Below are 13,827 nucleotides of genomic sequence, written 5' to 3'. Positions count from 1 at the left end.
GGCGCAGTGCGCTCTAAGGTGCGGCACCCGCCTTGGTCGATCAGCCGCGATCGACCTTCGGCACGAGCTTGTCGATGTTGCCTCCAGAGAGGCAGTTCAACAGTTCCAGGAGCCCGTAATTCTGGTGGAGATAATCGTCGATGACGAGTTCGGCACCACTTGAAGCCTGGCGCATGAACATCTCCGCGTCGCGGATGCTCCCCTCCTGATCCAGCGCCGATACATCACGGAAGCAGGTGTTGTCGCAGAGCCGGAGGAAGATATCCTCCGTTTTCGAGAATTTGCCCGCGGGAAACGCGAATCCCGATGTTGCGGGCGCAACTACCATGCGGTTGCCGTCGTTCTCCTGCGTTACGTTCGCGACCGCACCGGCGGCCAGCGGCAGCTGGATTTCGTCGTCGCGCACAAAATCCAGCAAATCGTCCCTCTGAGCCATGCGCTCATCCGCGCCATGCATGTCCATGACCTGAACGGATTGCACGATCTCCTGGAACAGGGTGCGCGGCGGAAGCTGATCCGCGAACTCGCCGAGCGTGACGCGTGCCTCTTGATATGCGGCAAGCGGCGTGTGGTGCAGGGCGAAGATCATGCGGATCATCGCCACGAGGACATTGTGATGCAGGCCGGCGGCGCCCACGATGAGCGAGACCTTGCCCTGCCTGGACCAATCGAAGTCGAGCTTCGCTTCGTCCCTCCGATCGAAGAAAGACCAGGCGAAGAAGCCGAGTTTCCAAGCTGCTTCCATCTCGCGGCGGAACGCGCCCTGCATCACCTTGCGATGATCCTTGAAGCCGTCGCCGCCCGAAAAGCTGTCGAAGTAGACGACATCGATCCGAAATCTGTCGAGATAAAGCGGCACGCGGCCGTCGGGTGCTATGGTGGCGATATCGAGCAGAGCGTTGTCCATTTCAGCGACAGACGGCGCGAATATCGAGAGCCCCGCGAGCATCCTCGACGCCATCTTGAAGGGATACCGGATCATGGCACCGGCGAAACCCCTCACCCGCATCGTGAAGCCTCTGTTTCATGGCCCAACATGCGTCGCAAACTGCCCGTGGCGCATCGCGCTGGTCCAGCCTATAGAGAATGGACGCGCCCTCCATCGCCTGGTCCAATGCACAGCCTGCGACCGCTTATTCCGATCCTCACGGCCGCCGGCATACTTTTGGCCGGCAACGGCCTGCAGGGCACGTTCATCGCGCTTCGCGGCGCGCAAGAGGGGTTTTCACCAGCAATCATCGGCTTCATGGGCACCGCCTATTTCGGCGGCTTCCTGGTCGGATGCATGGTCATCGTGCGCATGATGCGCGCCGTCGGCCATATACGATGCTTTTCCGCGCTCGCCGCCACGGCGGCAAGCGTCACTTTGGTGATGGCGCTTTTCATCGATCCCGTCGTCTGGTCCGCGGCGCGCTTCGTGTCGGGCTTCTGCTTCGCAGGCCTTTTCACGGTGATGGAAAGTTGGATGAATTCGGGCGTGGCCAATCGGGACAGGGCCCGCGTGCTGTCGATCTATCGCGTGGTCGATCTGGGTGCGGTCACCGGTTCGCAGTTCCTCATCCCGGTCGTCGGTGTGGATGGGTTTGCGATCTTCGCCGTCATGGCGATGATGGTCACGTTCTCGCTCGTCCCCGTGTCTTTGGGCGACCGCTCCAATCCCACCGCACCGGAGGATGTGCGTCTCGATCTGAGGCGTGCATGGGAGATTTCCCCGATCGCGGCGATGGGTTGCATTGCCGTCGGCATGACAAACAGCGCGTTTCGAACCCTGTCGCCGGTCTACGCGCAGGATATCGGCATGTCGGTGGCCGATGTGGCCACCTTCGTCAGCGTGTCGATCATCGGCGGGGCGCTGATCCAGTATCCGCTCGGCTACGCGTCCGACCGGTTCGATCGCCGGCGCGTTCTCCTGGTGACGACCGCACTGTCGATGGCGGCAGCGCTAACGCTTGGCCTGTTTGCCGGCAGCGACCGCTTCATAAATTTCCTGCTGATCTTCATTTTCGGCTCTTTCGCCATGCCGCTTTATTCGCTGTCGGCCGCCCACGCCAACGACCGCGCGGCAAAGAACGAGTTCGTGATGCTGAACGCGGCGCTAATGCTGTTCTATTCGGTCGGCGCCGTCGGCGGGCCCTTCACAGCGGCTGCGGTGATGGAGTGGTATGGCCCGCACGCCTTGTTCCATTTCTGTGCGACGATCTATGCAACCCTGATCGCCGTGATCCTCTATCGGATGAGTGCACGGCGCTCCGTTCCGGACGCCCAGCGCGGGCGATTCACCGCTCTTTTGCGCACGTCCACCATCTTCGCGCGACTGGCTCAGAAACAAAGCAACAAGGACCACGGCCCCAAGTAAACCAAAGCCGGCGTCACATTTGGGTTGACGCGAAGGCACATGGCTGGAATTGAGGCAGGATCGCTAAAGAAGAACCGTATGCAGCTCATCACCACACAGGACGAACTCGAAGCAGCGCTTTCGGAACTGAGCCGTTCCGAGTTCGTGACCATCGACACCGAATTCATTCGCGAGACGACCTTCTGGCCTGAGCTGTGCCTTGTACAGCTTGCGGCGCCCGGCGTTACCGCGCTCATAGATCCTCTCGCCGAGGGCATCGACCTGACACCGTTCTTCGCGCTGATGGCGAACGAGAACGTGGTGAAGGTCTTTCACGCCGCGCGACAGGATATCGAGATCGTCTTCAACCTCGGCGGGCTGATCCCGCATCCGGTGTTCGACACGCAGGTCGCGGCCATGGTCTGCGGCTTCGGAGACAGCGTTTCCTACGACCAGCTCGTTCAGAAGATCACCGGCGCACGGCTCGACAAGTCCTCGCGCTTCACGGACTGGCGGCATCGCCCGCTCTCCGAGAAGCAACTCGAATATGCGCTTGCGGACGTGACCTACCTGATCGAGGTCTATCAGTATCTCAAGGCGCAGCTCGAGCGCGAGGATCGCGCGCATTGGCTGAATGAGGAGATGGAAGTCCTCACAGCGCGCGAGACCTACGATCCACACCCGGACGATGCCTGGCGCCGCCTGAAGATGCGTGTGAAGAAGCCGCAGGAACTGGCGATCGTCCAGCGCGTGTCAGCCTGGCGCGAACGCGAGGCGCGGGAACGCAACGTGCCCCGCGGGCGGGTCCTGAAGGACGATGCGATCTTCGAGATCGCGCAGCAGGCACCCCGAGACACCCCCGCGCTTGGGCGGCTGCGCTCGACGCCACGCGGCTGGGAGCGGTCGGCGACCGCCACCGCCCTGCTCCGCGAAGTCAACGCGGCGCTCGACATTCCCAAGGAAGAGCTTCCGAAATTGCCCAAATACGCGCAGCAGCCGGAAGGCACGAGTGCGGCAGCCGAACTCATCAAGGTGCTGCTCAAGCTCGTTGCCGAACAGCAGGGCGTCGCCCCCAAGGTGCTCGCCTCCAGCGACGACATCGAGAAGATCGCCGCATCGGGCGAAGATGCCGACGTGCCTGCCATGCAGGGCTGGCGGCGTGAAGTTTTCGGCGAGCGTGCGTTGAGTCTCGTTCGCGGCGAGATCGCGATCAAATTCCAGAACCGCAAGATCTCGGTGTTCGACACGCCGTAAAATCACAGGGCCGAAGATGCAGTGCCGAGACCTCTGGGTTCGGCTGCCGCAACCAGTCAGGCCGAACCAGCAGGAGGATTCGCAGATGCCCCCCTATCGTTCCAGAACGACCACCCACGGCCGCAACATGGCGGGCGCGCGCGGACTGTGGCGCGCAACGGGCATGAAGGATTCCGATTTCGGCAAGCCGATCATCGCGATCGTGAACTCCTTCACCCAGTTCGTGCCCGGTCACGTCCACCTCAAGGATCTCGGCCAGATGGTCGCCCGCGAGGTCGAGAAGGCCGGCGGTGTGGCCAAGGAATTCAACACGATCGCCGTCGATGACGGCATCGCGATGGGCCATGACGGCATGCTCTATTCGCTGCCGTCGCGCGAGATCATCGCGGATTCGGTCGAGTACATGGTCAACGCGCATTGCGCGGATGCGATGGTCTGCATATCGAACTGCGATAAGATCACGCCCGGCATGCTGATGGCGGCGCTTCGCCTCGACATCCCTGTCGTCTTCGTCTCGGGCGGACCGATGGAGGCCGGCAAGGTCGTCCTGAAGGGCAAGGAAAAGGCGCTCGACCTCGTGGATGCGATGGTTGCCGCGGCAGACGACAGCGTCAGCGACGAGGACGTCAAGGCGATCGAACGCTCGGCCTGCCCCACCTGCGGCTCCTGCTCGGGCATGTTCACGGCCAACTCCATGAACTGCCTGACCGAGGCGCTCGGCCTCTCGCTGCCCGGCAACGGCTCGACGCTCGCCACCCATGCCGATCGCCAGCGCCTTTTCGTCGAGGCCGGCCATCTGATCGTCGATCTTGCCAAGCGCTATTACGAGCAGGACGACGAAAGCGTGCTGCCGCGTCAGATCGCCAATTTCGAGGCGTTCAAGAATGCCATGACGCTCGACATCGCGATGGGTGGCTCGACCAACACGGTCCTGCATCTGCTGGCCGCCGCCCATGAGGGCGAAGTCGATTTCACCATGGCCGACATCGATCGCCTGTCGCGGCAGGTGCCGGTGCTCTGCAAGGTCGCGCCGGCGAAATCCGACGTGCACATGGAAGACGTCCACCGTGCGGGCGGCATCATGGCGATCCTCGGCGAACTGGACCGTGCCGGTCTGCTCAACACGTCGGTCGGATCGATCCACGCAGAGAGCCTCGGGCAGGCTTTGGCGCGCTGGGATATCGTACAGACCGACGCCGAGAACGTGCATGATTTCTATCGCGCGGCACCCGGCGGCGTTCCGACGCAGGTCGCGTTCTCGCAGTCGCGCCGCTACGACAGTGTCGATATCGACCGCGAAAACGGTGTCATCCGCAACGCGGAACACGCCTTCTCCAAGGATGGTGGACTGGCGGTGCTTTACGGCAACCTCGCCGAAGACGGCTGCATCGTGAAAACGGCTGGTGTGGACGAGTCCATCCTTAAGTTCACCGGCATCGCCCGGATCTTCGAGAGCCAGGACGACGCGGTGCTCGGCATCCTGAATGGCGGCGTGAGGGAAGGCGACGTGGTGCTGATCCGTTATGAAGGACCCCGCGGCGGCCCTGGCATGCAGGAAATGCTCTATCCGACCAGCTATCTGAAATCGAAGGGCCTCGGAAAGGCTTGCGCACTCGTCACCGACGGCCGCTTCTCGGGCGGGTCGTCGGGCCTCTCCATCGGCCATGTCTCGCCGGAAGCAGCCGAAGGCGGCACGATCGGACTGGTCGAGGAAGGCGATACGATCGAGATCGACATCCCGAACCGCAAGATCCACCTCGCCGTGGAGGACGGCATTCTGGCTGAGCGCCGTCGCCTGCGCGAGGAGAAGGGTTGGCAGCCCGAAAAGCTCCGTAAGCGCAAGATTACGACCGCGCTGCGGGCCTATGCCGCCCTGACCACGAGTGCCGCGACAGGCGCCGTTCGCAAGGTGTGATGTTGGGCGCGTGCCTGCTCGCCAAGGCAGGCACCTAGCCTACCCCCTACCCCTTACCCCTCCCCACAAGGGGGGATTCTGCATCGATTGCGCCAGGCGTAATTGTCGGACGTGGGGTGCTCTCACTGATGTCTCCCTCCCCTTGTGGGGAGGGGTAAGGGGTGGGGGTTCCTACGCTGCACGAAGCAAGCGACAAACGCCGACTACTCGCCCAGAACGATATCCATGGGTCGGCCCAGAACCTTGGAGAGCTGGGCCATGCGGCCATCAGGCCGTTCGCCCATCAGGCCGGCATGCGAGGCGGGCACGACCAGCGAGAGCTTATCGCCCTCGCCCCCGCGCCATTTGAGGCGGGGCATGAGGCCCGGCATCGAGGCCGAGAACAGATAGACCACACGCAGGAGCGCGCCCAATATGCGGGCGCGTTCGAGATGATGCGGACCGGCCAGAGCCTTCATTTCCGGCAGCACGCCGTCTTCGTAGATGCCCTCGTGCCGGAACATATTGGCGAGGCCGATGAAGGCGCGTCCGGGATGGTCCACGCCGATGAAGGATGCGTGGGCGATGATGTTGAGCGACTGGATGCCGCGATACTCGGGATGTGCGCGCCAGCCGATATCGGCCAGAAGGCAGGCAGCCTGCCTGTAGCGCGTATCTTCTTCCGTTTCGACGAGGCCGAACATGTCGAAGGCTTCGCCGGTCCAGGCCGATAGTTCGCGTGCATGAGTGACCGAACGAGCGCGAAGAACCGCCAGTTCCTCTGCTGCCGAGATCAGCGGATCCCGCTTGCGCTCTTCCTCGTTCAGAAGCGAATAGAGGTAGCCTTCACGCACGCCGAGCGCCGAGACCACGATCTTCGAAGGCTTCATCACCGCGACGATTTCCTGCAGGACGGCCGCGCCATAAGGCAGGAGCGCGCGGCGCGACTTGGAAATGCGCTGGATGCCCTTCATCTTGTCGATATCGCCGCTCGCCACCTGTTTCAGGAACGCGGCCGAACTTTCGACGCCGAGTTCGTAGTGGTGCATGACGTTGAGCGAATAGCCCGTCACGTTCATGTGCAGGCGGGCGAGGTTTCGCCACGTGCCGCCGACGCAGTAGAAGGTCCTGCCCTCGCCGTTTGCCAACAGCGTCGCGCGCTTCAGTTCGGTCTGGACGATCTTCGCGGCGGCGGCCGGCGAATTCTTCGCCATGTCCTGAAGCCGGAGACCGCCGAGCGGCAGCGTGATTCCGTCGCCGATCGTCTTGGCGGAAACGTCGACAAGTTCGAGGCTGCCGCCGCCCAGATCGCCGGCGATACCGTCCACCGGCTGAAAGCCGGAGATGATTCCGAGTGCCGAATAATGTGCCTCCTCACGGCCCGACAGCACCCTGATCTCCGCACCGAGGATTTCCTCGGCGCGGTGGATGAAGTCCATGCCGTTTTCCGCTTCGCGCGCGGCGGCGGTGGCGATGACGTGGAGTTCGTCGGCGCCCGCCTGATCCGACAGTGCGCGGAAACGCCTGAATTCTTCGAGCGCTCGGCGCACGGCCTCGGGATCGAGCCTGCCGGTCGAGACGATGCCGCGGCCAAGCCCGGCCAGCATCTTCTCGTTGAAGAGGACGGTGGGGGAGCGTGCAATGCCTTCATAGACGACAAGACGGATCGAGTTCGATCCGATGTCGATGATCGACAGTGGCCGGCGATCTTGCAGCCGGCCCTGGGATGTTTGGATCATTCGGACGGTGCCGCGTTCGCCTTCTTGCGCCGCTTATGCTGCGCGATGCGCTTGGGCGCATGAGATTTCAGGGCGTCGCCACGTCCGGACAGGCTGGGGTTCGTCATGAAATATTCCTGCGCGTTGAACGGTTCCTCTCCCTCCTCGGGCGTCATACGCCGCGAGGTACCGTCCGCCAATACTTCGAAACTCTGCTGGTTGTCCATGATGTTTCCGAGCATGATCTGGCCCAGCACCTGCTCATGCACAGTCGGATTCGTGATCGGAACCAGCGTCTCGACGCGCCGGTCGAGATTGCGCGGCATCAGGTCGGCCGACCCGATATAGACGATCGCCTCGTCGGACGGCAGGCCATGGCCATTGCCGAAGCAGTAGATCCGGCTGTGTTCGAGAAAGCGTCCGATGATCGACTTGACGCGGATGTTCTCCGACAGGCCAGGCACTTGCGGGCGCAGGCAGCAGATGCCGCGGATGACGAGATCGATCTCGACCCCTGCCCGGCTCGCGTCGTAAAGCGCGTCGATCACGGTCGGATCGACAAGCGAATTCATCTTCATCCAGATCTGCGCGGACTTGCCTTTCTCGGCGAATTCCATCTCGGCAGCGATGTGCTGCAGGATGCGATTGCGCAGGCTGAATGGCGAGATCGCAAGCTTCATCTCGTTCGCCGGCTCGGCATAACCCGTGATGAAGTTGAAGATCTGAGCCACGTCGCGCGCGATCGCGGGGTCGCTCGTGAAGTAGCTCAGGTCGGTGTAGATGCGCGCGGTGATCGGATGGTAGTTGCCGGTGCCGAGATGCACGTAGTTGCGCAGTTTCTGGTCCTCGCGGCGGACGACCAGCGACATCTTGGCATGCGTCTTCAGCTCGATGAAGCCGAACACCACCTGCACGCCTGCCCGCTCGAGGTCGCGGGCCCAGCGGATGTTGGCCTCTTCATCGAAACGCGCCTTCAACTCGACAAGAGCCGTGACGGACTTGCCTGCCTCAGCGGCGTCGATGAGGGCGCGCACGATCGGGCTGTCGTTGGAGGTTCGGTAGAGCGTCTGCTTGATGGCGACGACTTCGGGGTCGCTCGCCGCCTGGCGCAGAAACTGCACGACGACGTCGAATGATTCGTACGGGTGGTGGACGACGATGTCCTTTTCCCGGATCGCCGCGAAACAGTCACCACCATGTTCACGAATGCGCTCAGGAAACCGGGGATTGTAGGGCGTGAACTTCAGATCGTCGCGCGGCAGGGCCACGATCTCGGAAATCTGATTCACGGCCAACGGACCCTTGAGCACGCTGATACGGCCGGACCCTACCGCCAGTTCGCCGGCGACGAATTCGCGCAGCGCCTCGGGCATTTCGTCGTCGAACTCGATGCGGATCACCTGCCCACGGCGGCGACGCTTCAGCGCGCTTTCGAACAGGCGCACGAGATCCTCGGCCTCTTCCTCCACCTCGATATCGCTGTCGCGGATGATGCGGAACGTGCCGGAACCCTTTACCTCGTAGCCCGGAAAGAGCTTGCCGATGAAGAGCTCGACGGCGTCTTCCAGCGTCATGAAGCGAATGTGGTTCTTGCGGTCCGGCAGGCGGATGAAGCGGCGAAGCGCGACTGGAAGACGCAGAAGCGCGGTCATTTCCTCGGCGTCGCGGCGATGGCGCAGGTGCAGCGCCATGGTGAAGCCGAGATTGGGAATGAACGGGAACGGGTGCGCGGGGTCGATCGACAACGGTGTCAGGACCGGGAAGATCGCTTCCATGAAATGCTCTTCCAGCCACGCCTTCTCGTCGCGATTGAGGGCCGTGGCGCGGACAATCTCGATGCGCTCCTTGCGCATGAGCTCGGTGAGGCTCGAATAGCTCTGCTGCTGGTCTTCCTGGAGACGCCCGACTTCCAGTAGCAAAAGCTCAAGCTGCTGCTCCGGTGTCCGCCCGTCCGGGCTCTTGATCGCGATGCCTTCGCGTATCTGTGCGGCAAGGCCGGCGACGCGAACCATGAAGAATTCATCGAGATTGGCCGCCGAAATCGACAGGAACCGGACGCGTTCGAGAAGCGGGTGGCACTGGTTCTGCGATTCGTCGAGCACACGCCGGTTGAACTGGAGCCAGGAGAACTCCCGGTTGACGAAGCGGTCCGGATTTCCGTCGGGAGATGCCGCCAGAGCACGCATCTCACCTGTGAATTCGCTCGCTGCCGGTCTCATCTCGTTCATGGTGCTGTTCGGTTCCTGCCTGCCGTGTCACGGCGCTGTGCCACTGTACCTCCTGACAGGCTTTTGCGACAGTTTCATATCAGTGACTTGCAAAGGGTGTGTTTATGCGGCAATCGAAGACGGACACAGCTTGATCCGGGAGCATTCCATGGCCGGCCACGCCATACCGCATTTCCAGAACGACGCAGGCCACGCCGCGATTGAGATCGGGGTCAAGGAATTCATGTGCGTGGGCGCCAACCCGCCCTTCGATCACCCGCATGTGTTTCTCGACATGGGCGACGACAACGAGAAGGTCTGCCCCTACTGCTCGACCCTCTACCGCTACAATCCGGCACTCGGCGCGACCCAGACGGAGCCGTCCGGCGCGGTCTATAACGCCGAAGCGGCCTGAGCGCCGATCATCCCGTGACGGCGAATTCCGGGCGGATCGCAATCGCGGGCGCCGGTATTGCGGGTCTGACGGCGGCGATCGCGTTTGCCGCCCACGGCCGACGCGTTACGGTCTTCGAGCGATCCACCAGCCTGGATGAGCTTGGCGCCGGCATTCAGCTTTCACCCAACGCGACGCGCATCCTGGCGCGGCTTGGCGTCCTCCCTCACCTGCTGCCCATCGCCGTCCGGCCCGAAGCGATCGAGATTCGCAGAGCCGACACGATGCGCCTCATTGCCAGCGTGCCGCTCGGCGATGCCGCGGAGCGGCGCTGGGCCGCGCCCTATCTCACCGTCCACCGGGCAGATTTGCAAAGCGCGCTGCTCGCCGTGGCCACGCAGAACCCGAACATCGACATCGTCACCGGCGCGTCGGTGACCGACGCCGATTTCGAGGGACAGGGCGTCACGCTCTCCGTCGAGCGGGATGGCCAGACCGGCCCTGTGGCCTGCGACCTGGCCGTGGGTGCCGATGGCGTCTGGTCGACATTGCGCCGGCTGGGACGAAGCAAGACAGGTCACTACACCGGCAATCTGGCATGGCGGGCCATGATACGCACCGATGATCATGCCGGGATCGACCTACCACCTATGGATCGCGTCACCACGGTCGTCGCCAAGAATTTTCACCTCGTCGCCTACCCAGTGCGATCAGGTTCTGCGCTCAACCTTGTGGCGGTGACGCGCGGACCCGATGCGCCGGAGCGTTGGTCGACGATGGGCGATCGCGAGTTGCTGCTCGCGGCCATGAAGGGCTCGTCGCCGGACGTCCTGCGACTGGTGGACATGGCCGGCCAATGGACCACCTGGCCGATCCATCAGGTCGCTGTCGATGGACCGTGGACGAATGCCGCAGGTTTCGCGCTGATCGGCGACGCCGCCCACGCAATGCCACCCTATGCGGCGCAGGGCGCGGCGATGGCCATCGAGGACGCAGACACGCTCGCCACCGCAATCGCGCGTTGGCCGGGTGACACCGCGGCTGCGCTGATCGCTTTCGAGAAACTGCGGCGGCGACGCATCATCAAGGTGTCCGCACGTGGGGCTTTCAACAAGTTTGCGTGGCATGCATCGGGACCGGTGGCCATGGTGCGCGATCGCGTACTGAAATCGCGTGGTCCGGAGAAACTCGCGGCCGATCTCGACTGGCTCTACGGCTGGGATATCGAGACGGAACTGGGCAAGCTATAGCGGCGCTTGCTCAGGCTCGTTGTAGCGGTCGATCGACCAGAGCAGGCTTTGCGGCAGCGGATTCCACCAGCCGGTCCGAACCCCGGCCCCGCGCAGCACGCGAGCGGTCCAGACATTGCAGCCGATCAGGACATTGAACCAGCCCGCGGCCTCGTAAAAACGGTCGTAATCGCCGTAGGAACGGCCGGAGATGGCTTGCACGTCGCCCGTAGCTCCACGCGTGAAACTCGCTTCGATTCCGCTCAGCAGGCGCTCGAACCGCGCAGGGTCGAGATCCAGCGCCCGGACGCCTTCGACACCCTCGGGAATCCTGCCCGTGATCGACACATGCATGACCGCGCCATCGAGCGTCAGCGCGCGGGCGACGGGGCCGACCTTGAGTTCCGACCAAGTGGGCGTTTCCAGATAGAATGCCCGACCGCCCCAGCCGAAGACAAGCCATTCGGCTGCGGGATGATCCACCGGCAGGCCGTCCTCCCGCAGGAAGCCGAAACGGTCCAGCACGTCGGCATCGACCGGCAACGCGATGTCGGTGTGGATCGGGTTGGCCAGCAGGAGAATGCGACGCGCCGGGCCAGTGTCCACGGGCGGCGTCTGCGCATCAACGAACAGCGGCCGGGGGACGAGAGCTCCTATCCCAAACGCAAACGCCACGACCAGAACGATCGCGGCGAGTGTGAAGGCGATGCGGCGTGCGACGCGCCCTGCCCGGCCGGCCATGGCGCGCTCACGTCAATGCAGGATCTGCGACAGGAACAGCTTCGTGCGTTCGTGCTGCGGGTTGTCGAAGAACTTGTCGGGCGTGTTCTGTTCGACGATCTGGCCCTGATCCATGAAGATCACGCGGTTTGCGACCTGGCGTGCGAAGCCCATTTCGTGCGTGACGCAGATCATGGTCATGCCTTCCTCGGCGAGACCGACCATGGTCTCGAGCACTTCCTTGATCATTTCCGGATCGAGCGCGGAGGTCGGCTCGTCGAACAGCATGATGCGCGGGTTCATGCACAGAGAGCGGGCGATCGCCACGCGCTGCTGCTGGCCGCCGGAAAGCTGTCCGGGATATTTGTTGGCCTGCTCGGGGATTTTGACGCGCTCGAGAAAGTGCATCGCCTGTTCGTCCGCCTGCTTCTTCGGGACCTTGCGGACCCAGATCGGCGCGAGCGTGCAGTTTTCCAGGATCGTCAGGTGCGGAAACAGGTTGAAGTGCTGGAACACCATGCCGACTTCGCGGCGAACCTCGTCGATCTTCTTCAAATCGTTGGTGAGCTCGATGCCGTCGACGACGATCTTGCCCTTCTGGTGCTCTTCCAGGCGGTTGATACAGCGGATCATGGTCGACTTGCCGGACCCGGAAGGACCGCAAACGACGATGCGCTCGCCGCGCATGACCTTGAGGTTGATGTCCTTCAGCACATGGAAGTCGCCATACCATTTGTGCATGTTCTCGATCTCGATGGCGACTTCCGTCGCCGAGACCTGCATCTTCGCGCGATTGACCTTGATCTCGTCTGCCGCGACTGCGTTTTCTATGCTCATCGCTATCCCCTTTGGGCGTGTCCCTGTGGCGCTTCGGCCATCTTTAGAATGTGAGGGCGGGCCCGAGCCCGCCTATCGTTTGTGTCCCGTATCCAGGCGGCGTTCCATGTACATGGAGTAGCGCGACATGCCGAAACAGAAAATCCAGAAGACGAACCCGGCAAAGAGCAGGCCCGACATCGGCGTCTGCGGCGAAGCCCAGTTCGTGTCGGAGAAGTTCTGGCGGACGATGCCGAGCAGGTCGAACATGCCGATGATGTAGACAAGGCTCGTATCCTTGAACAGGCCGATGAAGTTGTTCACGATCCCGGGGATCACAAGCTTCAACGCCTGCGGCAGGATGATCAGATTCATCTTTTGCCAGTAGCCGAGGCCAAGCGAATCGGCACCCTCATACTGTCCCTTCGGGATCGCCTGCAGGCCGCCGCGAACCACCTCGGCCATGTAGGCCGACGCAAACATCGCCACGCCGACCAGCGCACGCAGCAGGCGATCGAAGGTCATTCCGGCGGGCAGGAACAGCGGCAGCATGACGCTCGCCATGAACAGAACCGTCACCAGTGGCACACCGCGCACCACCTCGATGAAGATGACGCAGATCATCTTCACCACCGGCATCTTGGAGCGCCGCCCCAGCGCCAGCGCGATGCCCAGCGGCAGCGACACGGCGATGCCCACGAAGGACAGCACCATCGTCACCAGAAGCCCGCCCCACTGCTGCGTCGGCACGAAGCGAAGACCGAAATAGCCGCCCACGAGCAGGAAGAACGCCACAACCGGGAAGACGAAGAAGAAGAGGATCGCGTTGATGCCCTTGTAGGGCACCCTCGGGATCAGCAGCGGCACGAGCAGCGCGACAAAGGCAATCGCCGTCACGTTGACGCGCCACCGCTCGGCATAGGTGTAGCGGCCATACATGAACTGCTCGAACTTGGCGTTCACGAATGCCCAGCACGCCCCCGACCAGCCATCGGGCTGAATGCCGCCTTGTGTCGCGGTCAGGCAGAACGTCCGGTCCGTACCCGTCCACTGCGCGTCGAAAAATGCCCAGCGAAGAAGCGGTGGAACCAGCCACGCAACGAGCAGGATACCCACGATCGTCAGCACCGCGTCGAATGGCGTGGCGAAGAGGTTCTTGCGCGCCCAGCTTCCCAGGCCGCGCTCGCTGCGAGGAGCAGCCTGCGCAAGCACCATTTCGGCGCGGACGAAGCTCATGTCATGTTCTTGCATCGAACCCGG

The 13,827-nt window shown here is 62.9% G+C and carries 11 protein-coding genes; 5 read left to right on the top strand and 6 right to left on the bottom strand.

The annotated features are described in order from the left end of the window. Positions 1 to 40: 40 nt before the first annotated feature. Positions 41 to 1,009 (bottom strand): hypothetical protein, encoded by a 969-nt coding sequence (locus AAFN55_RS08815; RefSeq protein WP_347798476.1) that lies wholly within the window; start codon positions 1,007 to 1,009, stop codon positions 41 to 43. A gap of 105 nt (positions 1,010 to 1,114) precedes the next feature. On the opposite strand from AAFN55_RS08815, the gene AAFN55_RS08810 reads away from it, so the two are divergent. From AAFN55_RS08810 to ilvD, 3 genes are all read left to right on the top strand, one after another. Then, the gene (locus AAFN55_RS08810; protein WP_347798475.1) at positions 1,115 to 2,356 is read left to right on the top strand and encodes an MFS transporter; all 1,242 of its coding nucleotides are present in this window, start codon (positions 1,115 to 1,117) and stop codon (positions 2,354 to 2,356) included. 78 nt (positions 2,357 to 2,434) lie between these two features. After that, positions 2,435 to 3,589, top strand: coding sequence for a ribonuclease D (gene rnd / locus AAFN55_RS08805; protein WP_347798474.1), 1,155 nt, complete (start codon positions 2,435 to 2,437; stop codon positions 3,587 to 3,589). An 85-nt stretch (positions 3,590 to 3,674) separates the two neighbouring features. Continuing rightward, positions 3,675 to 5,504, top strand: a complete 1,830-nt coding sequence (gene ilvD, locus AAFN55_RS08800) for a dihydroxy-acid dehydratase (RefSeq protein ID WP_347798473.1) — start codon at positions 3,675 to 3,677, stop codon at positions 5,502 to 5,504. 203 nt (positions 5,505 to 5,707) lie between these two features. On the opposite strand, the gene ppx is transcribed toward ilvD, so the two are convergent. Continuing rightward, positions 5,708 to 7,222: an exopolyphosphatase gene (gene ppx / locus AAFN55_RS08795; RefSeq protein WP_347798472.1), complete on the bottom strand. Its 1,515-nt coding sequence runs from the start codon at positions 7,220 to 7,222 to the stop codon at positions 5,708 to 5,710. Further along, on the bottom strand, positions 7,219 to 9,429 hold the full coding sequence (locus tag AAFN55_RS08790; RefSeq protein ID WP_347798471.1) for an RNA degradosome polyphosphate kinase: 2,211 nt from the start codon (positions 9,427 to 9,429) through the stop codon (positions 7,219 to 7,221). Before AAFN55_RS08790 ends, ppx begins: the two co-directional genes overlap by 4 nt. 148 nt (positions 9,430 to 9,577) lie before the next feature. Between AAFN55_RS08790 and AAFN55_RS08785 the strand changes: the two genes are divergently transcribed. Further along, a complete protein-coding gene (locus AAFN55_RS08785; protein WP_347798470.1) occupies positions 9,578 to 9,823 on the top strand; it encodes a zinc-finger domain-containing protein in 246 nt (81 codons plus the stop codon). Between the two features lie 14 nt (positions 9,824 to 9,837). Continuing rightward, on the top strand, positions 9,838 to 11,052 hold the full coding sequence (locus AAFN55_RS08780) for an FAD-dependent monooxygenase (protein ID WP_347798469.1): 1,215 nt from the start codon (positions 9,838 to 9,840) through the stop codon (positions 11,050 to 11,052). Here the strand turns inward: AAFN55_RS08780 and AAFN55_RS08775 are convergent. The 3 genes from AAFN55_RS08775 to AAFN55_RS08765 all read right to left on the bottom strand — a co-directional run bounded on the left by AAFN55_RS08775 (position 11,047) and on the right by AAFN55_RS08765 (position 13,818). Then, complete coding sequence (locus AAFN55_RS08775) at positions 11,047 to 11,772, bottom strand: TIGR02117 family protein (protein WP_347798468.1); 726 nt, start codon at positions 11,770 to 11,772, stop codon at positions 11,047 to 11,049. The two genes, AAFN55_RS08780 and AAFN55_RS08775, sit on opposite strands and share 6 nt — an antisense overlap. 12 nt (positions 11,773 to 11,784) lie before the next feature. Then, positions 11,785 to 12,594, bottom strand: coding sequence for an amino acid ABC transporter ATP-binding protein (locus AAFN55_RS08770; RefSeq protein WP_347800224.1), 810 nt, complete (start codon positions 12,592 to 12,594; stop codon positions 11,785 to 11,787). A gap of 66 nt (positions 12,595 to 12,660) precedes the next feature. Then, positions 12,661 to 13,818: an amino acid ABC transporter permease gene (locus AAFN55_RS08765; RefSeq protein ID WP_347798467.1), complete on the bottom strand. Its 1,158-nt coding sequence runs from the start codon at positions 13,816 to 13,818 to the stop codon at positions 12,661 to 12,663. Between the last annotated feature and the right edge of the window lie 9 nt (positions 13,819 to 13,827).

Source organism: Mesorhizobium sp. CAU 1732, assembly GCF_039888675.1.
Lineage (GTDB): Bacteria > Pseudomonadota > Alphaproteobacteria > Rhizobiales > Rhizobiaceae > Aerobium.
This window is presented reverse-complemented; position numbering and strand designations above follow the sequence as displayed.

What these genes read in the sequence shown, in the direction of transcription:
- rnd (WP_347798474.1), top strand. Translation starts at nt 2,435, where the DNA reads ATGCAGCTCATCACCACACAGGACGAACTCGAAGCAGCGCTTTCGGAA.
- AAFN55_RS08765 (WP_347798467.1), bottom strand. Translation starts at nt 13,818, where the DNA reads ATGCAAGAACATGACATGAGCTTCGTCCGCGCCGAAATGGTGCTTGCG.
- ilvD (WP_347798473.1), top strand. Translation starts at nt 3,675, where the DNA reads ATGCCCCCCTATCGTTCCAGAACGACCACCCACGGCCGCAACATGGCG.
- AAFN55_RS08775 (WP_347798468.1), bottom strand. Translation starts at nt 11,772, where the DNA reads ATGGCCGGCCGGGCAGGGCGCGTCGCACGCCGCATCGCCTTCACACTC.
- AAFN55_RS08815 (WP_347798476.1), bottom strand. Translation starts at nt 1,009, where the DNA reads ATGCGGGTGAGGGGTTTCGCCGGTGCCATGATCCGGTATCCCTTCAAG.
- ppx (WP_347798472.1), bottom strand. Translation starts at nt 7,222, where the DNA reads ATGATCCAAACATCCCAGGGCCGGCTGCAAGATCGCCGGCCACTGTCG.
- AAFN55_RS08810 (WP_347798475.1), top strand. Translation starts at nt 1,115, where the DNA reads ATGCACAGCCTGCGACCGCTTATTCCGATCCTCACGGCCGCCGGCATA.
- AAFN55_RS08790 (WP_347798471.1), bottom strand. Translation starts at nt 9,429, where the DNA reads ATGAACGAGATGAGACCGGCAGCGAGCGAATTCACAGGTGAGATGCGT.
- AAFN55_RS08785 (WP_347798470.1), top strand. Translation starts at nt 9,578, where the DNA reads ATGGCCGGCCACGCCATACCGCATTTCCAGAACGACGCAGGCCACGCC.